This window comes from Pantoea sp. YU22 (assembly GCF_003970755.1).
In the GTDB taxonomy this organism is placed as follows: Bacteria; Pseudomonadota; Gammaproteobacteria; order Enterobacterales; family Enterobacteriaceae; genus Pantoea; species Pantoea piersonii.
Genome location: NZ_RYDU01000008.1, coordinates 46625 through 69950, shown reverse-complemented (window position 1 = coordinate 69950; position 23326 = coordinate 46625). Strand labels below are relative to the sequence as shown.

The window sequence follows — 23326 nt, the reverse complement described above, 5'->3', positions numbered from 1 at the left end:
CTGGAGAACGCCGATGAACCGATACATGATGTTCCTGATCGCCCGCCGCGCAGGCGCTGGCATCCTGACTTTGCTTATCGTCTCGGCGGTGGTGTTCTTTATCACCAGCCTGCTGCCGGGCGACGCGGCGCAGATGATCCTCGGGCAAAACGCCACGCCGGAAACGGTAGCGGCGCTGCGCGCCCAGCTTGGGCTGGATCAGCCGCTGCTGCTGCGCTACTTCAGCTGGCTGGGCGGCATGCTGCAGGGCGATTTCGGCACCTCTTTCGCCAGCCATCTGCCGGTGATGCAGCTGGTGGCACAGCGCATTCCCGCCACCTTTGAGCTGGCGGCGATCACCACGCTGATTTGCGTGCCGCTGGCGCTGCTGATCGGCATGACCGCCGCCATGACGCGCGGGTCGATGCTGGATCGCGTGCTGGTGATCGGCACCATGGCGATGGTAGCGGTGCCGGAGTTTCTGGTGGCGACGGTGGCGGTGTTGATCTTCGCCGTGAAGCTGCACTGGGTGTCGGCGATGTCCTTCGGCTCGCCGAATATGGATCTGGTCAGCTACCTGAAAGCCTACGCGCTGCCGGTGCTGACGCTCTGCTGCGTGCTGGTGGCGCAGATGGCGCGCATGACGCGCGCCGCCATTATCAACCAGCTCGACAGCCCCTATCTGGAGATGGCGCTGCTGAAAGGCGTGTCGCCGCTGCGCGCTGTGCTGCGCCACGCCTTGCCCAACGCGGTCGGCCCTATCGCTAACGCGATTTCGCTCAGCCTGTCCTATCTGTTCGGTGGGGTCATCATTATCGAAACCATCTTCAGCTATCCCGGCCTCGCCAGCCAGCTGGTGGATGCGGTAAGCAACCGCGACCTGCCGGTGGTGCAGTTCTGCGTAATGCTGTTCGCCGGCTGCTATCTGCTGTTGCTGCTGCTGGCTGACGTGCTGACCATCGCCTTCAACCCGAAATGGAGAAGCGCATGAATATTTTACTTCCCGTTCGTCTCTTTCAGTCGCTGTCAATCTCAGGACGGCTGGGCTTAACGGTCTCGGCGTTCTGGCTGCTGATGGCGATTTTCGGCAACCAGCTGGCGCCGCACAACGTCGAGGATATCGGCGGCGGCCCGCTGTTCGGCGGCTTTACTGCGGACAACTGGCTCGGCACCGACGCGCTGGGGCGCGATATTCTCAGCCGAATTCTCTACGGCGCGAAGTTCTCTATCGGTCTGGCGCTGGGCGCGGCGCTCGGTGCCAGCCTGATCGGCACGCTGCTGGCGCTGCTGGCGGCCGTGACCGGCCGCTGGCTGGAGGAGATCCTGGGCCGTGTCAACGACGCCATGCTGGTGCTGCCGGGCAAAGTGCTGTCGCTGATGATTGTCGCGGTATTCGGCTCTTCGCTGCCGATGCTGCTGCTCACCGCCATCTTCACCTACTGGCCGGGCGCGTTCCGCATCGCCTTCGCCATGGCGGGCAGCCTGCGCAATATGGACTATGTGCGCGCCTCCCGGCTGCGTGGCGAGAGCCGCTGGTATATCGCCATTCATGACATCCTGCCCAATATGGTGCATCCGATGCTGGCGGATTTCGGTCTGCGCTTTGTCTATATCGTCTTGCTGCTCAGCGGCCTGAGCTTCCTCGGTCTCGGCGTACAGCCGCCCTACGCCGACTGGGGCACCCTGGTGCGCGAAAATATTCAGGGGCTGTTTGACGGCTCGCCAGCGGTGCTGATGCCTGCGCTGGCGATCGCCAGCCTGACTGTCGGCGCTAACCTGTTTATCGACAGCCTGCAACAGATGCGTCCGCTGACGCTGGCGAAGGAGGGCGCATGAACGTGATGCCGCATACCGCAATGCCGGTGATCTCCGTGGAAAAGCTGCGCGTCACGGCGCAGAGCGACAAGGGCGAATCGATTGACCTGGTGTCAGATATCCGCTTCACCGTACAGAAAGGGGAGGTGCTCGCCCTGATCGGCGAATCGGGCTCCGGGAAAACCACTATCGCCATGGCGCTGATGGGCTATGCCCGTCCCGGCTGTCGCATCGCCGAAGGCAACATCCACGTTGCGGGCGTCGACGTCAACAGCCTCAGCCCGCAGCAGCTGCGCGAGTTTCGCGGCAACAAAGTCGCCTATATCGCCCAGAGCGCGGCGGCCTCCTTTAATCCCGGCATGAAAATCATCGATCAGGTGATCGAGCCGGTGGTGATCCACGGCACCATGACGCGCAAAGCGGCGAAGGCCAAAGCGGTGGCGCTGTTCCGCGAGCTGGCGCTGCCCAACCCCGACACCATCGGCGACCGCTGGCCACATCAGGTTTCCGGTGGGCAGCTGCAGCGGCTGATGACCGCGATGGCGCTGATTGGCGATCCTGACGTGGTGATCCTCGACGAGCCGACCACGGCGCTCGACGTCACCACCCAGGTGGAAGTGCTGAAGGCCTTTCGCCGCGTGGTGGCGCAGCGCGGCGTCACCGCCATCTACGTCAGCCACGATCTTGCCGTGGTGGCGCAGATGGCGGATCGCATTCTGGTGCTGCTGCGCGGCCAGATCGCCGAATATGGCACCACTGAACGGCTGATCGGCGCGCCGCAGGCGGAGTATACGCGGCTGCTGATGGACGCGGCGCGACAGACAGAGCGTCCCAGCCCGTGGCGCGAGGCAAGCGGCGAGCTTCAGCCGCTGCTGGAGGTGCGCGACCTCTGCGCCGGCTACGGCCCGCGCGACAGCGACGGCCAGCCGAAGATCCGCATTCTGGAGGATATCAATCTCCAGCTGTGGAAAGGTCAGGCTATCGGCATTATCGGCGAGTCGGGTTCGGGCAAAACTACCCTGGCGCACGCCATTGCCGGTCTCAACGCGCCCTGTCACGGCCATATGCTGTTTAACGGCCACTATATCGCGGGCGATATGCACCGGCGGCCGGATAATGAGCTGCGCCGTATCCAGTATGTGTTTCAGATGGCGGATACCGCGCTCAATCCGGCGCACAGCGTCGAGCGTATTCTGTCGCGGCCGCTGGCGCTGTTTCACGGCCTGCGCGGCCAGGCGCTGACCCAGCGGCTGCATCAGCTGCTCGATCTGGTGAAGCTGCCGCGCAGCGTGCTGTGGCGACGTCCCTGGGCGCTCTCTGGCGGTCAGAAGCAGCGCGTCAATCTGGCGCGCGCGCTGGCGGCGGAGCCGGATCTGATCCTGTGCGACGAAGTCACCTCGGCGCTGGATACCGTCGTCGCGGCGGCGGTGCTGGATCTGATCAGCGAGCTGCGGCGCGAACTGGGCCTGTCGGTGCTGTTTATCAGTCACGATATGCACGCGGTGCGGGCGGTCTGCGACAATATCGTGGTGATGAAATCGGGACGCATTGTGACCCAGCTGGCGCGGGAAGATTACGATAAGCCGACCCGTGAGCTCTATTTCGAGCGCCTGAAACGCGCGGTGCCGGAGCTGCGACAGGGCTGGCTGGACGAGCACGAAGAGATTTTGAAAGCGGAATAGGGCTATCTGGCTTGCCATATTCTCCCCAGCAGTACGCTGGGCGTGAACAATCTGGCTGCGCCGGTAACGCCCTTATATTGTGCGCTGTTGACTGCAAAAAAGAGGTACTAACGCTATGCCCGCTCCACTCCGCTATGTACAGGACAGCGCCGACTTTCCCGACGCCGTCGATGTGGTGATTATCGGCGCCGGCATCGCCGGGGCCGCCGCTGCCTGGGAGCTGACCCGAAAAGGGGTCAAGGTGGCGCTGCTGGAAAAGGGACTGGTCGGTGCCGAACAGTCGAGCCGCAACTGGGGCTGGTGTCGCCAGCAGAACCGCGACGAACGCGAACTGCCGCTGATTATTCATGCGCTGCGACGCTGGGGCGAGCTGGGTCAGGAGACCGGTGAAGATCTAGGCTTCCGGCGCAGCGGGCTAATCTACGCGACGCGCAACGAGGCGGATATCGCCGCGTGGGAGACGTGGAACCGCATGGCGAAAAATTACGGCGTGCGCAGCGACATCCTGACGGGCGAACAGGCGAAGGCCGCCACGCCCGGCAGCACCACCCGCTGGCTCGGCGGCGTCTCATCGCCCACTGACGGCCACGCCGAGCCGCGCCTGGCCGCGCCGGGTCTGGCGATTGCAGCCCAGCGCCTTGGCGCGCTGGTGTTTCAGCAGTGCGCGGTGCGCGGGCTGGATATCGCCGCCGGGCGCGTCAGCGGCGTCTGGACCGAGCGCGGCCTGATCAAAACCAGCCGCGTGATCTGCGCGGCGGGCGCGTGGACCTCTATGTTCTGCCGCCGCCACGGCATCGACCTGCCGCTCGGCAACGTTATCGGCACCGCCTTTCGCACTCAGCCCATCGCGCAGGCGATCGGCGTGCCGCTCTATACGCCTGGCTTTGCCTGTCGTCCGCAGCTTGACGGCAGCTATACCGTTTCTGTCTCTGGCCGCGGTCGCCTGGAGCCGGGCGCGCAGGGCATTCGCTACGCGCGTCAGTTCTATGCCACCTTTAAAAGCCGACGCAAAAATCTGCGTCTGAATATCGGGATGAAGCCCTTTTTTCACGGCCCGGAAGCGCTCGGCGGCTGGGCTTTCGATGGCGAATCGCCCTTTGAACGCACGCGCATCCTCGATCCTGCCGCCGATGCCGCTACCGTGCAGGAGGGATTAACTGCCATGCGTAACGAGTATCCGGCGCTGGCTGGCCTTAAACTGGCGCAGGCCTGGGGCGGGATGATCGACAGCACCCCCGACGCGATTCCGGTTATCTCCACCGTGGCGAAGCTGCCGGGCCTGGTGCTGTCGGCAGGCTACAGCGCGCACGGCTTCGGCATTGGACCGGGTGCGGGACGGCTCGCCGCCGATCTCGCCACTAACGAGACGCCGGTCGTTGATCCCACACCTTATCGCTACAGCCGTCTGGTTGACGGCAGTGCACTTGAAACGCCTGGCATGATGTAAGGAGCAACGCATGACCACCATTTTTCGCGCCCTGACCGCGCACGATATTGAACGCTGCCACGCCATGACGCAGCAGCTGAAGTGGCCGCACCGCCGTGAAGACTGGCAGCAGGCGATAACGTTCGGCGAGGGCGTAGTCATAGAGGAGCAGGGCGAACTGCTCGGCAGCGCCATGCTCTGGCGCTGGGGCGAACGCGCCGCCACCATCGGGCTGGTGATGGTCGATGGTCAGCAGCAGGGCCGTGGACTGGGCAAACAGCTGATGCTGACTTTGCTGGAAAAGGTACCTGACTATAACGTGCGGCTGCACGCCACCGAGATGGGCAAAGGGCTTTATGAGAAGCTCGGCTTTGTGGTCACCGGACAGATCCTTCAGTACCAGACGCGCTCGCTGGACGCGACGCCGCCGGTCTCTCTGCCTGCCGGACTGCAGCTGCGTCGCGCGCAGGCGCAGGACGCGCCAGTGCTGACCGCGCTTGATCAACAGGCGCACGGCATGCTGCGTTCGCAGCTTATTGCGCATCTGATTCACCAGCATCAGACCGTGCTGCTGGAGGATGCGCAGGGCGAAATTCACGGCTTCGCCAGCCTGCGCCGCTTCGGCCACGGCTGGGCGATCGGGCCCGTTATCGCAACGACTTTCGCCGTGGCACAGGCGTTGATCGCCTCGCTGATGCAGGGGCTGCGCGGCGAATTTGTGCGTATCGATACTGATGCCGCGCTGCCGCTGGCAGGCTGGCTCGCCACGCTTGGGCTGGCGCAGGTGGATAATCCCACCACCATGGTGCGCGGCACGCCCTGGACGCCGCCAGCGGGCGGCATGCAGGCGTTTGGCCTGATGACCCAGGCGATGGCCTGATGCAGATCCTCTATAAATCGGACCCGCAGCGCGGCGCGCGGTGGCAGCAGTGGCTGGCGCAGCATGCGCCCGATATTCAGCTCCACCTCTGGCCGGAGATTGGCGACCCGCAAGAAATCGAGGTGCTGATCGCCTGGCAACCGCCAGAGACGTTAATGGAGACCTTTCCCAATCTGAAAGTGCTGCTGTCGGTGGGCGCGGGCGCGGATCAGTTCGATCTTGCCGCCTTGCCGCCCGACCTGCCGGTGGTGCGCATGATTGAGCCGGGGCTGACACAGGGCATGGTGGAGTACGTTACCTTTGCGGTGCTCGGCCTCCATCGCGATATGGTGCGCTATCTGCGGCAGCAGCGCGAAGAGAAGTGGCTGGCGCACAGCGTAAAACCCGCCGCTACGCGGCGCGTCGGCGTGATGGGGCTGGGCGAACTGGGACAGGCTGCGCTGCGGCAACTGGCATCGTTCGGCTTTGACTGTGCGGGCTGGAGCCGTACGCCGCGCGAACTCGACGGCGTGGAGTGCTTCCACGGGGCTGCTCAGCTCGGCGCGTTTCTGGCACGCAGCGACATCCTGGTTTGCCTGCTGCCGTTGACGGCGGAGACGCGCGGCCTGCTTAATCGCGACCTCTTTTCTCAGCTGCCCAGGGGCGCGGCGCTGGTGCAGGCGGGACGCGGCGCGCAGCTCAGCCATCAGGATCTGCTGGACGCTCTCGACAGCGGCCAGCTTGGCGCGGCGGTCATCGACGTGACCGACCCCGAGCCGCTGCCGCCAGCTCATCCATTCTGGCGACATCCCGCTATCTGGCTGACGCCCCATATCGCCAGCCAGACGCAAAACGAAAGCGCCGTCGCCGCGCTGCTGGAGAACCTGCGCCGCTATCAGCGCGGTGAGCCGATGATCGGCCTTATCGATCGCACGCGAGGTTACTGATACAGGTTGCCGTTCTTAACGTGTCGCGCCGCATCAACTGACGCGGCGTCTACGCCTGAACCCGGCCTGCCCGACGCGTGGGATGTGAAGAAATTTCCCTGCTGAAAGGGCACCGATTTTGACAGGAAATGCCGCAGCCTTACCCATAACGGCAGCATGTTGAACCAGTGGGTTGCGATACTTGAGCCAACCGAACGTTACGTGGATGAGGTATGAAAATGCAGAATGTCATGGCCGAACAACAGACCTATTCAGACAACAGTTTACTGCTGGACGCGCGCGCGCAAAACGTGCCGCGCGGCGTAGTGACCGCGCATCCGCTGGTCATTGAGCGCGCAAAGGGCAGCGAGGTCTGGGACGTAGAGGGCAACCGCTATCTCGACTTTGTTGGCGGCATCGGCGTACTCAACGTCGGGCACAACCATCCGGCGGTCGTCAATGCGGTGACGCAGCAGCTGAGTCTGGTATCGCACGCCTGTTTTCAGGTAGTGGCCTATCCGGGCTATATCGAACTGGCGCAGCGTCTTAATCAGCTGGTCGGCGGCGATGAGGCCTATAAAAGCGTCTTCTTTACCAGCGGCGCGGAAGCGGTAGAGAACGCGATTAAGATCGCCCGCGCCCACACCAACCGCTCCGGCGTTATCGCTTTTGACGGCGCTTTTCATGGTCGCACGCTGCTTGGCGTCACGCTGACCGGTATGAGCCAGCCCTATAAGCAGAACTTTGGGCCTTTCCCGGCGGATATCTATCGTCTGCCGTTCCCCAATCCGCTGCATGGCGTTACGGAAGTAGACTGCCTGAAGGCGCTGGATCAGCTTTTTGCGGTGCAGATCGCCCCAGAGCGCGTGGCGGCGATCATTATCGAGCCGGTGCAGGGCGACGGCGGCTTCCTGCCAGCCGGCCCGGCATTTATGCAGGCGCTGCGCCGCATCACCGAGCAGCACGGCATCGTGCTGATCTGCGATGAAGTGCAGACCGGCTTTGGCCGCACCGGCAAGATGTTCGCCTTCCAGCATCTCAACATTAAACCCGATCTGGTGACGGTCGCCAAAAGCCTCGGCGGCGGTCTGCCGATCTCCGGCGTGGTGGGCAAAGCGGCAATAATGGACGCGCCAGCGCCGGGCGGCCTGGGCGGCACCTACGGCGGCAACGCGCTGGGCTGCGCGGCGGCGCTGGCGGTGCTCGATCTGCTGGAGCATGACAACCTGCTGGCACGCGCTGAACAGCTCGGCGAGCAGCTGCACGCGCGACTGCAGCAGCTGGCGGAAAAGTACGCCTGTATCGGTGACGTGCGCGGCCTCGGCTTTATGCTGGCGGTGGAGATTCTTGATTTTGAAACCGGCAAGCCCGACGCCGCGCTGACGCAAAAGATCCTCGACAGCGCCTGTCAGGAGGGCCTGCTGCTGATCAAGTGCGGCATTCAGCGCAATGTGGTGCGCTTCCTTGCTCCGCTTGTTACAACTGATTCACAACTTGAGGAGGCGCTGCATATTTTCGATATCGCCCTGGCGCGCGCCACCGGCCGTCTGGGGTAATGCACCTTCCTCATTGATATTCCTGAAATAATTATAATTTTTCCTGATGGATAACACGCACGTTAGCGCTGGCGCTGGCGGCGCAAAGCGTGTTATACCATCAGCACGTCCTGCACAATTGGTTAACAATGAGGGGTGGTATGAACGGCTTAATGAAACTTGACCGCATTGATATCAACATCCTGGTGCAACTGCAAAAAGATGGCCGTATTAGCAACGTTAATCTCGCCGATGCCGTGGGACTTTCGCCCAGCCCGTGCCTGCAGCGCGTCAAGCGCCTTGAGCAGGCGGGCTTTATCACCGGCTATGAAGCCCATATCAATCTCACCAAAATCACCGATTCGGTTACGGTCTTTACCGAAGTAACGCTCTCCGGCCATCGCCGCGAAGATTTTATGAAGTTTGAGAGCGCGCTGCGCGAGGTCGATGAGCTGATGGAGTGCCACCTGATCACCGGCGGTTACGACTATCTGCTGCGCTTTATCACCCGCAGCATTGAGCACTATCAGGAAGTGATTGAGAAGATGCTCGATGCGCAGATCGGCATTGATAAATACTTTAGCTATATCGTGATCAAATCGCCGGTAATGAAGAGCAGCGTACCGTTGCGCTCGCTGATTACGCGGCAAAACGATGTGCTGGGCACGGTGTAAACGCAACAGCTTCCTCTTCTTTTTGCCCGGTAACCGGGGCCATCGTATTCGAAAAAAACGCCTCAGGACACTCAGCCCCATAAGGGGCTTTTTTTAGTGCCGAACCCTGCGCTTTCAGGCAGCATAAAATTTCATTTCAGCCCGTTTTTCACCTTATCTGACTGGTTCGCCGCGCCTCTTCAGCCGCGTCGGCTGACCGGGCGCATTTACTATAAACCCATGCCGCGACAAGGAGTTATTAATGACTGCACTAATAATTGCCGACCATATCTGGCAGCGCGACGACTTTACCCTCTCCACCAAACGGACACGGCTGGACATGGACTGGATCCATTACCAGCTGGCCGAACGCTCTTACTGGGCGAAAGGGCAGTCGCGCGCCACAACCGAGCGGGCGGTTGCCGCGTCGCTGCCGTTTGGGCTTTACCATGTCGATGCGCAGATCGGCTTTGGACGGCTGATTACCGATTACACCCGTTTCGGCTGGCTGTGCGATGTGATTATCGACGAGGCGTGGCGCGGACATGGCTTAGGCAGCTGGCTGGCAAGCTGCGTGCGCGAACATCCAGAGCTTGCCACGGTGCGGCGCTGGATGCTTTCAACAAACGATGCCCATCAGCTCTACCAGCGGCTCGGCTGGCGCACAGTGCAGGAGCCGCACAAGCTGATGGAGTTCCCTCTCTCCTGACACTGGAGCGACACAGATGCGTTACCGCGTTGGCGTAGACATTGGCGGATCTTTTACTGATTTCGCCGTGCTGGATCGGCAAACCAACCAGATCCATACCCTGAAAGTGCTGTCGCGGCCCGATGCGCCTGGCAGCGAAATTCTGACCGGGCTGGCGCAGTTTGCCGAGCGCGACGGCCTTGACCCGGCAGAAATTGGCTACTTTACCCACGGCACCACGGTCGGCATTAACGCAGTGATCCAGCGGCGCGGCGTCCGGCTGGCGCTGTTTGCCACCGAAGGCTTCTGCGACGTGCTGGAGCTGGCGCGGCTGAAAATCCCCCATATTCACGATCTCTTTTCCCGTCGGCCCACGCCGCTGATAAGCCGCGACCGCGTTTTCGCTATTCGCGAGCGCACCGACCGCGACGGCAGAGTGCTACAGGCCGTGGATCGCCAGAGCGTGCTGGCGGCCATTGAGCGAGCGCGTGAGGCGGGCTGTCAGGGCATCGTGGTGGCGCTGCTGCACAGCTACCGCAACCGGCATAACGAGGCGGCGGTCAAGGCGATTGTCGAGGAGGTCGCGCCCGATCTGCTGACCTGTTGCTCTGCCGATATCTGGCCGATTATTCGCGAATATGAGCGCACCATCACCGCCACCATCAACGCCTACGTGCAGCCGATGGTCATCAACTATCTGGAAAAGTTTGAAAGCGCGCTGCGCGCCAGAGGCGTGACGACGCCGCCGCGCATCACCAAATCCAACGGCGGGGTGATGGGCGTCGAGCAGGCGAAGCGCGAATGTGTGCAGATGGTGCTCTCCGGCACCGCCTCGGGCGTTATCGGCGCCAGCTATCTCGCCAGCGCCTGCGGTTTTGATCGCATCCTCAGCCTCGATATCGGCGGCACCAGCGCCGACGTGGCGGTGATTATTAATGGCGAAGTGGCGCAGGGCAACGGCGAGATGATCGGCGACTTCCCGGTCTATATTCCCTCGGTGGCGGTGACCTCGGTCGGGCAGGGCGGCGGTTCGCTGGCGTGGATCGACGCGCAGGGCGTTATGCAGATGGGACCGGACAGCGCCGGTTCGCTGCCTGGCCCGGTCTGCTTCCAGCGCGGCGGCACCCAGCCGACCGCCACCGACGCCTTCGCCGCCTGCGGCATGATTGGCCATGGCGATCTCGGCTACCACGCGGTGCAGGTCGATGTCGCTGCCGCGCGCGCGGCCTGGCAGCCGCTGGCCGATCGCCTCGGCGTCTCGGTGGAGCAGACCGCGGAAACCGCCATTGAGCTGGCGATCTCCAGCATGTACAGCGACACCAGCGGCCTGCTGTCGCGTTTTGGCCTCGACCCGCGTGAATTCTGGTTCCTCGCCTTTGGCGGCGCGGGGCCGATGATGGGCTGCTTTCTGGCGCGCGAACTCAATATGAAAGGCGTTATCGTGCCGCCGACACCCGGCGTGCTGTCGGCGCTGGGCGGGCTGGTGGCGGATATCCGCAATGACTTTATCCGCACGCTCTACAGCGATCTCAACGCGCAGCTGGCGGACCGGCTGGCGACCGAGGCGGAGAGCCTGAGCCAGCGGGCGCAGGCCTGGCTGGCGGCGGAGCATGGCAAAGAGATGCCGTTCACGCTGCAGTTCAGCGCCGATATGCGCTATCGCGGCCAGTCGTTCGAGATTGACGTGCCGCTGGAGGCGGCGTGGCTGGCGAGCGCTGACGTGGCGGCGCTGCATGCGGCTTTCGACCGGCAGCATCATCAGCTGTTCGGCCACAGCGACGCCGCCGCGCCGGTACAGCTCATCAACCTGCGGCTGGTGATCGCTTCACCCACGCCGAAACCCACGCTGAAAACGCTCCCGGCGGCCAGCGAACCGGTGCAGGCGTCGAAGCGGGTTGAGGCGTGGATAGATGGCGCCTTCCATCAGGTCGATCTGGTGCTGCGCGCTGCGCTGCGCCCCGGCCACCAGCTGCGCGGGCCGGTCATCGTGGCGCAGGATGACTGCACCACCTGCGTGCCGCCGCGCATGCAGGTAGAGGTGGACAGTTTCGGCAACCTGTTAATTACCCCCCTGGGCGAGGAGCCGTAATCATGGCTATTGACGGACGTAACCTGCAAATTCTCGCCAACTACTGCGCGGCGGCGGCCGACGCGATGGCGTTTACTTTGATGCGCACCGCGCACTCCACCTTTGTGAAAGAGACTGAAGATTTCTCCTGCCAGATAGTCAGCCGCGACGGGCTGGCCTTCGCCTCGCCGCGCAGCTTCGGCGCGCCCTGGTACAGCGGCATCGACTATGCGCCTGTGCTGACGCTGATCGGCGACTATCGCGAAGGGGACATCTGCATCACCAACGACGCTTATGCAGGCAATGTAGCGACCCATTCGCCCGATATTCATATCTGGAAGCCGGTATTTTACGCCGGCGAAATCGTCTGCTTTGTCGTCGGCCATATTCACAATACCGATATCGGCGGCGCGGTGCCCGCCTCGCTGTCGCGCTCGCTTACCGACATTGTGCAGGAGGGCATCCGCATTCCGCCGCTCAGGATCGTGCGCAACGGCGAGCTGAATGAGGATGTGGCGCGTATTCTGCGCCTTAACGTGCGCGTGCCGGAGCAGAACTGGGGCGACTTTAAGGCGCAGATCGCCTCGGTCAATATCGGCGAGCGTAAGATCCATGAGATCATCGCCCGCTTCGGCGTCGCTGATTTTCTGCAGGGGATCGAGGGAATTCTCGACTATGCCGAGCAGCAGGCGCGCGCCATTATCCGCACCATCCCTGACGGCGACTATTTTTACGCCGATTACGCTGATGAAGATGGCGAAGGCGGTTATCCCTGCCGCGTGGCGATCACCCTGCGCGTGCGCGACGATACGCTGGAGCTGGACTACACCGGCAGCGATCCGCAGCTCGCCTCGTCGCTGAATATGCCGACCGGCGGACGCGAGCGCCATCCGCTGGCGCTGGTCGGCGTCACCTACGTGCTGTCGACGCTCAACCCCGGGCTGCTGCTTAACGCCGGCACGCTGCGCCCGACGCGCGCTGTCTTGCCACCAGGCACGGTGATGAACTGCGAAGCGCCTGCCGCCGTCGGCATGCGATCGCTTACCTGCGCCCTGTCGCAAATCGCCACCGTCGGCGTTTTTTCACTGGCGCTGCCGGAGCGACTGCCAGCGAACTCGCCGGGCGGCAACTCGATTATGAATATTCGCACGCTGGACGCGCACAACCGCAGCGTAGTGGCATCGCTCGGTCCAGTCGGCGGCGGCGCGGGCGGCACGCCGCGTCACGACGGCCCGGATGGATCGGGCGGGCTTTCCGCCTTCCTGAAAAACACCCCGATTGAGGTCAACGAAGCGGAAGTGCCCATTCGCTTCCTGCGCTACGGTCTGGCGCCCGACAGCGCCGGGCCCGGACGCTTTCGCGGCGGGCTGGCGACCGAAATGGCCTTTGAGATCTTCACGCCGGAAACCACCGTCACCGCGCGCAACCGCAACCGTTCGGTGTTCGCCTCGGCGGGCGCGGCGGGCGGCTGCGCAGGCGGCCTTTCTCATTTTCGCACCCTGCGCGACGGCAAGGTGCTGGAGCACGGCAACCGCGACGTAATCCACTGCCAGCCGGGCGATGTGGTTGAGGTGCGCGGGCCTGGCGCGGGCGGCTACGGCCTGCCCGTGCAGCGCGACGTCGGGGCGGTACGCAGCGATGTGCGCTGCGGTTTTCTCAGCGCAGCGGCGGCGCGCGAGCAGTATGGCGTGGTGATAACCGATGGCGAGGTGGATGCGGCGGCGACAGCGCAGCTGCGCGCCGCGATGCCGCAGCAGGCGAAGGCGCATTTTCATCACGGCGAGGCGCGCCAGACGTTTGAAGCGCGCTGGACGCCGGAACGCTACCGCTTGCTCACCGCCTTTCTCGCCGACGCGCCGGTAAGCTGGCGTCATTTTCTGAAAACGCAGGTATTTCGCGCCGTCGAGCAGGCAGGTGAAGCGGCGGATATGGCGCAAATATTCAGCGATTTACGGCTGCGCTTTCCTGCATTAGCAGGCGAATAAGCCAGATTGTCGTCTACCCTTAATCTCTGACACGGATTTTCAAGGAGGCGACAACGATGAGCATGAAAACCAGCGATTTCTTTGTGCAGCGGCTGAAGGCCTGGGGCGTAACCCGTATTTACGGCTATCCCGGCGACGGCATTAACGGCGTGCTCGGCGCCATCCAGCGCGCCAATGAGAAGGGCGACGGCATTGAATTTATTCAGGTGCGGCACGAAGAGATGGCGGCCTTTATGGCGGCCGGTCACGCCAAATTTACCGGTGAGATGGGTGTCTGCCTCTCAACCGGCGGACCGGGCGCGACCCATCTGCTCACCGGCCTCTACGACGCAAAAATGGATCACGCGCCGGTGCTGGCGATTGCTGGCCAGGCGGAAGTGACGGCGCGCGGCGCCAGCTATCAGCAGGAGATGAATCTGGATCGCGTCTTCGCCGACGTAGCTAACTTCGTGCAGGAAGCCGCCGCGCCCGCGCAGGTGCGTCATCTGATCGATCGCGGCGTGCGCATCGCCAAAGCACAAAACGGCGTGGCGGTCGTGATTGTGCCGAAGGATATTCAGGACGAACCCTGGGAAGCGCCGAAACATCTGCACGGCTTTACCCACTCCGGCCCCGGCTATCAGCGCCCTAAAGTCGTGCCTTACGAGGCGGATTTGCAGCGCGCTGCCGAGGTGCTTAACGCCGGTAAAAAGGTTGCCATTCTGATTGGCGCGGGCGCGCGTGGCGCGGCGGTGGAGGTGGTGCAGACCGCTAACGTGCTGGCGGCAGGCGTCGCCAAGGCGCTACTCGGCAAGGATGTGCTGCCGGACGACGCGCCTTTCGTCACCGGCTCTATTGGCCTGCTCGGCACCAAACCGTCGTGGGAGCTGATGCAGAACTGCGACACGCTGCTGATGATCGGCAGCGGCTTCCCCTGGACCGAGTTCCTGCCGGAAGAGGGCAAGGCGCGCGCGGTTCAGATCGATATCGACCCGGCGATGCTCGGCCTGCGTTACCCCTGCGAAGTCAACCTGCACGGTGATGCGGCGGAAACCCTGCGCGCGCTGCTGCCGCTGCTGGAACATAAAGAGGACCGCAGCTGGCAGGAGGAGATCGCGGTACAGGTGCGCGACTGGTGGAAGGTGATGGAAGATCGCGCCCACGCGCCCGCCAACCCGGTTAACCCGCAGCGCGTGGTGTGGGAAATGTCGCCGCAGCTGCCTGATAACGCCATCGTCACCTCTGATTCCGGCTCCTGCGCCAACTGGTTCGCCCGCGACTATCGCGTCAAGCAGGGCCAGCGCGCTTCGCTCTCTGGCGGCCTGGCCTGTATGGGCGCGGCGGTGCCGTATGCTATCGCTGCGAAATTCGCCCATCCCGATAAGCCAGTGGTCGCGCTGGTGGGCGACGGCGCGATGCAGATGAACAATATGGCGGAGCTGATCACCATTCAAAAATACTGGCAGCAGTGGAGCGATCCGCGCCTTATCGTGTGCGTCTTTAATAACCAGGATCTTAATCAGGTCACCTGGGAGCAGCGGGTCATGGAGGGCAACGCGCGCTTCGAGGCGACGCAGCAGCTGCCAGACGTGCGCTACGCCCAGTTTGCGGAAACGCTTGGTCTGCAGGGTATCTTCGTCGATAACCCGGATGAGCTGGAAGATGCGTGGCGCCGTGCGTTGAGCGCCGATCGTCCGGTCGTGCTGGAGGTGAAAACCGATCCGGAGGTGGCGCCATTGCCGCCCCATATCACCTTCAAGCAGGCGAAAGCCTTTATGAGTTCAATGGCGAAAGGCGATCGCGGCGCAGCGCAGATCATCAGCGATACCGCCAGCCAGTTACTGCATAAAAAGTAAGAGGCACAAAGCGTTAAGCGGCCCCGTCGTGGGCCGCTACTCTTAGCCTCTCTCTTTCCCCTGGCCATTCGCGTCGGGGCACAGGCGATTCGCCACAATCCATTTGGGAGTCACTCATGGCTACAGATAAAAATCCGGTGTGGTTTATTTCGGGATGCTCGACAGGTTTTGGCCGCGAACTGGCGCAACAGGCCATTGCGCGCGGCTTTAACGTGGTGGTAACGGCGCGCGACACTTCCAAAGTGGCCGATCTGGTTGATGGCCGCAGCAACGCGCTGGCGGTAAGGCTCGACGTCACGCGCGCTGACAGCATCGACAGCGCGGTGAACGCGGCGCTGGAAAAGTTCGGCACCATAGACGTGCTGGTGAATAACGCTGGCTACGGCTATCAGAGCTCGGTGGAAGAGGGCGAAGATCAGGCGATCCGCGACCAGTTCGAAGCGAACGTTTTCGGCCTTTTCGCCCTCACGCGCGCCGTGCTGCCCACCATGCGCCAGCAGCGTCGCGGTCACGTCATCAATATTACCTCGGTAGCGGGCTTTATCGGCTTCGCCAGCTCCGGCTACTACTCTGCCAGTAAACACGCGGTTGAAGGCTGGTCGGACTCGCTGGCGGCGGAAACCGCGTCGCTTGGCATTCACGTCACCTGCGTTGAGCCGGGCCCGTTCCGTACCGACTGGGCGGGCCGTTCGCTGCATCAGACGCCGAGCACGCTGCCGGAGTATGCGGAGACCGCTGCGGCGCGCATGAAGGCGACCGCAGAATACAGCGGCACGCAGAAAGGCGATCCGGCGCGGGCGGCGCGGGCGATGATCGCCATCACCGAACAGGCTAATCCGCCGCGTCATCTGGTGATGGGCGAATGGGGTTATGAGGCGGTCACGGCGAAGCTGAAAGAGCGTCTGGCGCAGATTGAAGCCTGGAAGCAGACCTCCATCGAGACCGACTTCCCGGAATAATCGTGTGCGCGCGCGCTCCGTCAGCGCGCGCTTTTCCGCTAGCTCATCCAGTCGCCCAGCCGCTCAAGCGGAACCGCTTTGCTGAACAGATAGCCCTGCAGCTGATTGCATCCCGCATCGGCCAGCGCGCTCATCTGTCCCGGCGTTTCAACCCCCTCAGCGGTGACGGTCAACCCCATCGCATGCCCCAGCTTCACCACCGACTCGATAATCGCCACGGAATTCTCCGCCACGCCCAGCGACTGGGTAAAGGAGCGATCGATCTTGATCTTATCCACCGGAAAGGTGCTGAGATAGTTCAGGCTGGAGTAGCCGGTGCCGAAGTCGTCCAGCGCGATGCGGAAGCCCGCGTCGCGCAGCGCGATGATAATGGCGCGCGCCTCATGCTCGTTTTCAATCAGCACCCCTTCGGTGATCTCCAGCTCAATACGCTGGGGATCGCCGCCGCTTTCGCGCACGATATCGACCATGCGCGCCACAAACCCTGTGGCGCGGAACTGCACCGGCGACACATTCACCGCCACCATTAAATCGGGGAAACGCTGCTGGGTCAGGCAGGCCTGGCGCAGCACCCACTCGCCCAGCGGAATAATCAACCCGGTCTCTTCGGCGATAGCGATAAAATCCCCTGGCGGAATAGCGCCGCGCGTTGGATGATCCCAGCGCAGCAGCGCTTCGACGCCCACCATATTTTTGCCGTCGATATCCATCAGCGGCTGATACCAGACCGCCAGCCCCTGATAGCTTTGCAGCGCGGCGCGCAGGTCGGCAGCTATGCTCTGCCGCGTGCGTATCGACTCATCCATCTCCCTTTCAAACTGGCGATATTTGCCGCGCCCGCTGCTTTTGGCTTCGTAGAGCGCAATATCCGCTTTGCGTACCAGCTCCTGGCGATCCAGACCATCTTCCGGTGCCAGCACCAGCCCGATGCTGGCGCCGCTCCATACCTCGCCGCCAAACAGCGGAAAAGGCTGACTGAGCGCGTCGAGAATACGCTGCGCCAGCGCCTGTACCTGCCCGATGTTTTCAACTTCCGGCATTACCAGGATAAATTCGTCGCCGCCGATGCGTCCCACCGTATCGCTGGCGCGTACCAGCCCGGAAAGGCGCTGGGCCACGGCAATAATCAGCTCGTCGCCAGCGTGATGGCCATAGGTGTCATTGATATTTTTAAACCGGTCGAGGTCGATCAGCATCAGCGCCACGCGCTGCTCCTGTCGCGTCGCCTGCGCCAGCGCCTGGGTCAGCCGTTCCTCTACCAGCGCGCGATTCGGCAGGCCGGTCAGCACATCATGAAACGCCAGGTGCAGCGCCTGCGCTTCGCTGGCACCGAGCTTCAGCATCGATTGCGACAAATTAAGGGAAGAGATCCAGAGGCGGCGCACCATATAGAGGCAAAGCAGCGTTACCACCAGCACGGCGATACCGGTCGAGGGGCCGACGGAGCGCAGCATCTCCGCGCCGGGCCGCACCGGATCCCAGTTGATGTAGCCGACCCCGCTTCCCGCCTGCGACGTCAGCATAAAGCGCGCCGGAGCGGTGGGCGGCGCGCCGGTGTCGGAAAAACTCAGCCCTTTTAACTGGCTCCGCTCCGCCAGGGCGGCGAGGTAGCCGTCGTCCAGAAACTTCAGGCTGACCAGCCGGTAGCGGGGCGCCGACTGCATATCGCGGCGGATGTCGTCGATCGCCAGCGCCGCCACGCGGCCGTCAATACGGGCGAAATCCGCCACCTCCTGCCGGGGGTCGGCGCGCAGCAGCCTGTTGGCCAGAATCGCCTGTACTCTGGGATCGCGCTCCGGCGACGACAAAAGCGCGCCGTCGCGCCACGCCTGCACCGGCCGACGGGCATCGTCCAGCACCATAATCAGCTGGTGGCCGAACATCTCATAGAGCCAGCGGCCGACATTATCATCCAGCCAGCGCTGGTCGGGCTGAACCGCTTCAAGATGCTCTTCCAGCGGTGTCCAGCGCGACAGGCTGTGCAGCTGGCGCTGATGTTCCGCCAGGCTCTGCGTAAATGAGGCCTGGATCATCCTCTGCTGTTGCGCCTGCGCTTTCTGATTAGTGATGGAGGTACTGAGAAAGAGGCCGGTTCCGGCGCCCGTTAGCGTCAGGAGCAGGATCGCCGCCAGCGGCAATAACACTTCACGAATAAAACTGCCGCGAAAACCCGCGGAAAGTTTGGCGCTGTTAATCATTTTCATTTTTCACGTAACAAGGATGTATCAGTTAATAAACTAGCAGAAATCCCTCAGCCTGCACGACCGCTGGTCTCACAGTTTGTTATTGAAAAAACAATAAAATCTCTGCGCCGTTTCGCTGAGTAAAAAGTTTAATGCTTCTTATCAAACAGCTGACCCTTTTCACGGCTGCGGGCGAATTCATCGTCGCGTCACTGCACAGTCACCATCCTGTCATCTGCGCAGGTCAAGGTAATGCCCAACACGCAGCCGGGCTTACCGCTGCTTTCCCCACTCAGTCAAGGTTGAGGATCTGTTCAAGATGGAGATATCCAGACATCCGACCACTGTTTACCAGGCCGTCGCCGCGCAGCTTGAGCAGGCGCTGCGGGAGAACTACCGCAGCGGCGACTATCTGCCTTCCGAACAGCAGCTGGCCGAACGCTATGAGGTCAACCGCCACACGCTGCGCCGCGCGGTGGACGAACTGGTCAATAAAGGGCTGCTGCAGCGCCGTCATGGCGTTGGCATCCTGGTGCTGATGCGTCCTTACGACTATCCGCTGCATGCGCAGGCGCGCTTCAGTCAGAACCTGATGGAGCAGGGCAGCCATCCCACCAGCGAGCGGCTGCTGGCGGTGGTGCGTCCGGCCAGCGCCGACGTCGCCAGCGCGCTGGGGGTCGTCGAAGGCGACAGCGTTATTCATCTGCGGACCCTGCGCCGGGTTAACGGCGTGCCGGTCTGCGTGATTAACCACTTTCTGCCTGACCTGAACTGGTGGCCGTCGCTGCAGCGCTTCAGCAGCGGCTCGCTGCACGACTTTCTGCTACAGCAGGGCGGCCATCAGCTGGTGCGCAGCCAGACCCGCATCAGCACGCGCCGCGCCCAGGCCAAAGAGTGCCATTTGCTGGAGATTGCGCTGCACGCGCCGCTGCTCTGCGTGCGCACCCTGAACAAAACCCGCGACGGCGCGCTGGCGGAATATTCCGTCAGCCTGACGCGCGGCGACATGATCGAACTGACTCTGGAGCATTGATGGAAAGCTTAACGCAACGACAGCAGTGGCTTTCGGTACTGGCGCACAGCAGCGCGTCGGCGCTGGCCGAGCACTGGCAGGCGCTGCATCTCGCGCCGCGCTTCTCGCTGATCCGCCCGGCGGAAATCGGCCTGACGCGCCTGATGGCGCGCATGGGCGCCAGCGGCAAGCGCTTTGTCATGGGGGACGCCACCGTCACGCGCGCCGTGGTGCGGCTGGAGGATGGCACGCTCGGCTACAGCTACGTGCTGGGGCGCGACAAGGCGCACGCCGAGCGCTGCGCCCTGATTGACGCGCTGTTGCAGCAGCCGCAGACCCATGCGCTGCTGACGGAAAAAGTGATAACGCCGCTGGCGGCCCTGCGCGAGGAGCAGCGCCAGCTGCGCGCGCGGGAAATCGCCAGCTCAAAAGTAGATTTCTTTACGCTGGTACGCGGAGACAACTGATGACTTTACTGGCTAGTTTTAACCATCCGGTGGCCGATGCGCAGCGCGCGTTCCGTCGCATTCTGAAAGCGATGAGCGAACCGGGCGTGATGGTATCGCTGCCGCTGGCGCAGGGCTGGGGCACGCTGTCGCCCGCCGCGACCGCGGTATTGCTGACGCTGGTGGATCAGGAAAGCCCGCTGTGGATCGATCCGCAGGTGGATAACGATATTCTGCGCAGCAACCTGCGCTTCCATACCGGCGTGCCGCTGAGCGAACGCTGCGATGCGCCTTTCGCGCTGAGCCATGCCGCCAGCAGTCCTCGCCCGGCGGATTTCGCCGCAGGAGACAACCTCGCGCCGGAAAAGAGCACCACGCTGATTATTGAGGTGCCGTCGCTCAACGGCGGGCTGACGCTGCGCCTTTCAGGGCCAGGACTGCGCGAATCGCGTGCCATCGCGCCGCAGCTGCCGGAGAGCGTGCTGGAGTATCTGCGCAACCGTCCGCATCCCTTCCCGCAGGGCGTCGATCTGATTTTTACCTGCGGCGAAGCGATGATGGCGCTGCCGCGCACCACCGACGTGGAGGTGTGCTGATGTACGTAGCCGTTAAAGGGGGCGAGAAGGCGATCGCCAACGCCCATCAGCTACAGGCGGATCTGCGGCGCGGCGCGCGCGAGGTGGCGGAGCTGGGCTGCGATCAGGTCGCGCAACAGCTGGGTCTGGCGGTCGATCGCGTCATGACCGAAGGCGGTATCTACGATCCCGAACTGGCGGCGCTGGCGATCAAGCAGGCAAGCGGCGATCTGGTGGAAGCGATCTTCCTGCTGCGCGCCTACCGCACCACGCTGCCACGGCTCGCCGACAGCGTCCCGCTGGCGACCGGCGAGATGCGCCTTGAGCGCCGTATTTCCGCGGTCTATAAGGATCTGCCGGGCGGCCAGGTGCTGGGCCCGACCTATGACTACAGCCACCGCCTGCTCGACTTTACTCTGCTGGCTAACGGCGAAGCGCCTGCCGCGCCGCGCGACGACGAGGCGCTGGCCGCGCGCTGCCCCCATATGTTCGCCATGATGAGCGACGAGGGGCTGGCGGCGCGGGAAACGGATGACGGCAGCGAGCCTGTGGATATTACCCGCGAGCCGATGGAATTTCCGGCCACCCGCGCGGCGCGCCTGCAACAGCTGGTGCGCGGCGACGAAGGCTTTCTGCTGGCGCTCGGCTACTCCACCCAGCGCGGCTATGGCCGTACCCATCCTTTCGCTGGCGAGATCCGCACCGGCTACCTGAGCGTCAGCATCTGCCCGGAAGAGCTCGGCTTTGAGCTGGAGATCGGCGAAGTGCTGCTGACCGAATGCGAGATGGTTAACGGCTTCACCACCCGCGGCGAAGAAGCGCCGCACTTTACCCGCGGCTATGGTCTGGTGTTCGGCCGCGCCGAGCGTAAAGCGATGGCGATGGCGCTGGTGGATCGCGCCCTGCAAACCCGCGAGCATGACGAACGCATCACCAGCCCGGCGCAGGATGAAGAGTTCGTGCTGGCGCACGCCGACAATGTCGAGGCCGCTGGCTTCGTCTCCCACTTAAAACTGCCGCACTACGTCGATTTCCAGGCGGAGCTGGAGCTGCTGAAGCGCCTGCGTCAAGATCATCAGGAGCGCAATCATGGCTGAGCTGACCGGCTATAACCCTGGCTATCTCGACGAGCAGACCAAGCGCGCCATCCGTCGCGCCATTCTGAAAGCGGTGGCGATTCCTGGCTATCAGGTGCCGTTCGCCGGGCGCGAGATGCCGATGCCCTACGGCTGGGGCACCGGCGGCATTCAGATCACCGCCAGCGTGATTGGCGACGCCGATGTGCTGAAGGTGATTGACCAGGGCGCGGACGATACGACCAATGCGGTATCGATCCGCCGCTTTTTCCAGCGCGTCAGCGGCGCGGCGATTACCGAACGCACCACCGACGCCACGCTGATCCAGACGCGTCACCGCATCCCGGAGACGCCGCTGGAGGAGGATCAAATCCTGATTTTCCAGGTGCCGATCCCGGAACCGCTGCGTTTTATCGAGCCGCGCGAAACGGAAACCCGCACCATGCACGCGCTGGAGGAGTATGGCGTGATGCAGGTGAAGCTCTATGAAGATATCGCGCGCTACGGGCATATCGCCACCACCTACGCCTACCCGGTAAAGGTTAACGATCGCTACGTTATGGATCCGTCGCCAATCCCGAAATTCGATAACCCGAAGATGCATATGATGCCCGCGCTGCAGCTGTTCGGCGCAGGCCGCGAAAAGCGTATTTATGCGCTGCCGCCCTTTACCAAAGTTGAGAGCCTCAACTTTGAGGATCACCCCTTTACCGTGCAGCAGTGGGATGAACCCTGCGCGCTGTGCGGCTCGCGCCACAGCTATCTCGACGAGGTGGTGATGGATGACCAGGGCACGCGCCTTTTCGTCTGCTCCGACACCGATTTTTGCCACCAGCAGCAGGAACAGAAACATGCACAGTGAACAGCCGCTGCTTGCGGTCAATAACCTGACGCACCTCTATGCGCCGGGCAAAGGTTTCGAAGAGGTGAGCTTCGATCTCTATCCCGGCGAGGTGCTCGGCATCGTCGGCGAATCCGGCTCCGGCAAAACCACGCTGCTGCGCAGCCTGTCGGCGCGCCTGACGCCGCAGCAGGGCAACATTCTCTACAGTCAGCGCGATCTCTACGCGCTGTCGGAGAGCGACCGTCGCCGTCTGCTGCGCACCGAATGGGGCGTGGTGCATCAGCATCCGCTCGACGGGCTGCGCGCGCAGGTCACCGCGGGCGGCAATATCGGCGAGCGGCTGATGGCGGTGGGCAACCGCCACTATGGCGATATCCGCGCCCAGGCGAGCCGCTGGCTGCAGGAAGTGGAGATCGCGCCCAACCGCATCGACGATCTGCCCACCACCTTTTCGGGCGGTATGCAGCAGCGCCTGCAGATTGCCCGCAACCTCGTTACCCAGCCGAAGCTGGTGTTTATGGACGAGCCGACCGGCGGCCTAGACGTATCGGTACAGGCGAGGCTGCTCGATCTGCTGCGTACTCTGGTGCGCGAGCTTAACCTGGCGGTGATTATCGTTACGCACGATCTCGGCGTGGCGCGCCTGCTGGCGCACCGGCTGCTGGTGATGAAGCAGGGCCGCGTAGTGGAGAGCGGCCTGACCGACCGCGTGCTGGACGATCCACACCATCCCTACACCCAGCTGCTGGTTTCATCGGTGCTCAACTAATGACGGATAAA

General features: G+C 63.0%; 20 protein-coding genes. 19 read left to right on the top strand and 1 reads right to left on the bottom strand.

All coding sequences use genetic code 11. The annotated features are described in order from the left end of the window. The first annotated feature begins 13 nt into the window (after positions 1-13). The 13 genes from EKL29_RS13130 to EKL29_RS13070 all read left to right on the top strand — a co-directional run bounded on the left by EKL29_RS13130 (position 14) and on the right by EKL29_RS13070 (position 16410). Positions 14-970, top strand: coding sequence for an ABC transporter permease (locus EKL29_RS13130; RefSeq protein ID WP_126689905.1), 957 nt, complete (start codon positions 14-16; stop codon positions 968-970). Next, entirely contained in the window at positions 967-1815 is an 849-nt protein-coding gene (locus EKL29_RS13125) for an ABC transporter permease (protein WP_126689904.1), read from the top strand. The genes EKL29_RS13130 and EKL29_RS13125 overlap by 4 nt, the downstream gene beginning before the upstream one ends. Further along, positions 1812-3476, top strand: coding sequence for an ABC transporter ATP-binding protein (locus EKL29_RS13120; protein WP_120453453.1), 1665 nt, complete (start codon positions 1812-1814; stop codon positions 3474-3476). The genes EKL29_RS13125 and EKL29_RS13120 overlap by 4 nt, the downstream gene beginning before the upstream one ends. 115 nt (positions 3477-3591) lie before the next feature. Continuing rightward, a complete protein-coding gene (locus EKL29_RS13115) occupies positions 3592-4923 on the top strand; it encodes an FAD-binding oxidoreductase (protein WP_126689903.1) in 1332 nt (443 codons plus the stop codon). Positions 4924-4933: 10 nt separating this feature from the next. Continuing rightward, positions 4934-5782: a GNAT family N-acetyltransferase gene (locus EKL29_RS13110; protein ID WP_126689902.1), complete on the top strand. Its 849-nt coding sequence runs from the start codon at positions 4934-4936 to the stop codon at positions 5780-5782. Next, entirely contained in the window at positions 5782-6708 is a 927-nt protein-coding gene (locus tag EKL29_RS13105) for a glyoxylate/hydroxypyruvate reductase A (protein ID WP_126689901.1), read from the top strand. The genes EKL29_RS13110 and EKL29_RS13105 overlap by 1 nt, the downstream gene beginning before the upstream one ends. Before the next feature lie 218 nt (positions 6709-6926). Further along, on the top strand, positions 6927-8243 hold the full coding sequence (gene gabT / locus EKL29_RS13100; protein WP_126689976.1) for a 4-aminobutyrate--2-oxoglutarate transaminase: 1317 nt from the start codon (positions 6927-6929) through the stop codon (positions 8241-8243). Between the two features lie 140 nt (positions 8244-8383). Further along, the gene (locus EKL29_RS13095; protein WP_120453460.1) at positions 8384-8896 is read left to right on the top strand and encodes an Lrp/AsnC family transcriptional regulator; all 513 of its coding nucleotides are present in this window, start codon (positions 8384-8386) and stop codon (positions 8894-8896) included. Positions 8897-9137: 241 nt separating this feature from the next. Then, positions 9138-9584, top strand: a complete 447-nt coding sequence (locus EKL29_RS13090) for a GNAT family N-acetyltransferase (RefSeq protein ID WP_120453462.1) — start codon at positions 9138-9140, stop codon at positions 9582-9584. Positions 9585-9600: 16 nt separating this feature from the next. Then, positions 9601-11652 carry a hydantoinase/oxoprolinase family protein gene (locus EKL29_RS13085; protein WP_126689900.1) on the top strand — a complete coding sequence of 684 codons (2052 nt, stop codon included), beginning with the start codon at positions 9601-9603 and terminating at the stop codon, positions 11650-11652. A gap of 2 nt (positions 11653-11654) precedes the next feature. Next, positions 11655-13616 (top strand): hydantoinase B/oxoprolinase family protein, encoded by a 1962-nt coding sequence (locus EKL29_RS13080; protein ID WP_126689899.1) that lies wholly within the window; start codon positions 11655-11657, stop codon positions 13614-13616. 56 nt (positions 13617-13672) lie between these two features. Further along, positions 13673-15451 (top strand): thiamine pyrophosphate-requiring protein, encoded by a 1779-nt coding sequence (locus tag EKL29_RS13075; RefSeq protein ID WP_126689898.1) that lies wholly within the window; start codon positions 13673-13675, stop codon positions 15449-15451. A gap of 116 nt (positions 15452-15567) precedes the next feature. Then, positions 15568-16410, top strand: a complete 843-nt coding sequence (locus tag EKL29_RS13070; protein ID WP_126689897.1) for an oxidoreductase — start codon at positions 15568-15570, stop codon at positions 16408-16410. Between the two features lie 38 nt (positions 16411-16448). Here the strand turns inward: EKL29_RS13070 and EKL29_RS13065 are convergent, their stop codons facing one another. After that, positions 16449-18608 (bottom strand): bifunctional diguanylate cyclase/phosphodiesterase, encoded by a 2160-nt coding sequence (locus EKL29_RS13065; RefSeq protein WP_126689975.1) that lies wholly within the window; start codon positions 18606-18608, stop codon positions 16449-16451. A 304-nt stretch (positions 18609-18912) separates the two neighbouring features. Here EKL29_RS13065 and phnF point away from each other — a divergent pair, with 304 nt between their 5' ends. From phnF to phnK, 6 genes are read left to right on the top strand one after another with little or no spacing between them, the layout of a single operon-like run. Beyond that, the gene (gene phnF / locus EKL29_RS13060; RefSeq protein WP_126689896.1) at positions 18913-19626 is read left to right on the top strand and encodes a phosphonate metabolism transcriptional regulator PhnF; all 714 of its coding nucleotides are present in this window, start codon (positions 18913-18915) and stop codon (positions 19624-19626) included. Continuing rightward, positions 19626-20072, top strand: coding sequence for a phosphonate C-P lyase system protein PhnG (gene phnG / locus EKL29_RS13055; protein WP_120453474.1), 447 nt, complete (start codon positions 19626-19628; stop codon positions 20070-20072). Before phnF ends, phnG begins: the two co-directional genes overlap by 1 nt. Beyond that, positions 20072-20647 (top strand): phosphonate C-P lyase system protein PhnH, encoded by a 576-nt coding sequence (gene phnH / locus EKL29_RS13050; protein ID WP_120453482.1) that lies wholly within the window; start codon positions 20072-20074, stop codon positions 20645-20647. The genes phnG and phnH overlap by 1 nt, the downstream gene beginning before the upstream one ends. After that, on the top strand, positions 20647-21723 hold the full coding sequence (locus EKL29_RS13045; RefSeq protein WP_126689895.1) for a carbon-phosphorus lyase complex subunit PhnI: 1077 nt from the start codon (positions 20647-20649) through the stop codon (positions 21721-21723). The genes phnH and EKL29_RS13045 overlap by 1 nt, the downstream gene beginning before the upstream one ends. Next, positions 21716-22564 (top strand): alpha-D-ribose 1-methylphosphonate 5-phosphate C-P-lyase PhnJ, encoded by an 849-nt coding sequence (locus EKL29_RS13040; RefSeq protein ID WP_126689894.1) that lies wholly within the window; start codon positions 21716-21718, stop codon positions 22562-22564. Before EKL29_RS13045 ends, EKL29_RS13040 begins: the two co-directional genes overlap by 8 nt. After that, positions 22554-23315: a phosphonate C-P lyase system protein PhnK gene (gene phnK, locus EKL29_RS13035; RefSeq protein WP_120453488.1), complete on the top strand. Its 762-nt coding sequence runs from the start codon at positions 22554-22556 to the stop codon at positions 23313-23315. Before EKL29_RS13040 ends, phnK begins: the two co-directional genes overlap by 11 nt. Positions 23316-23326 lie beyond the last annotated feature (11 nt).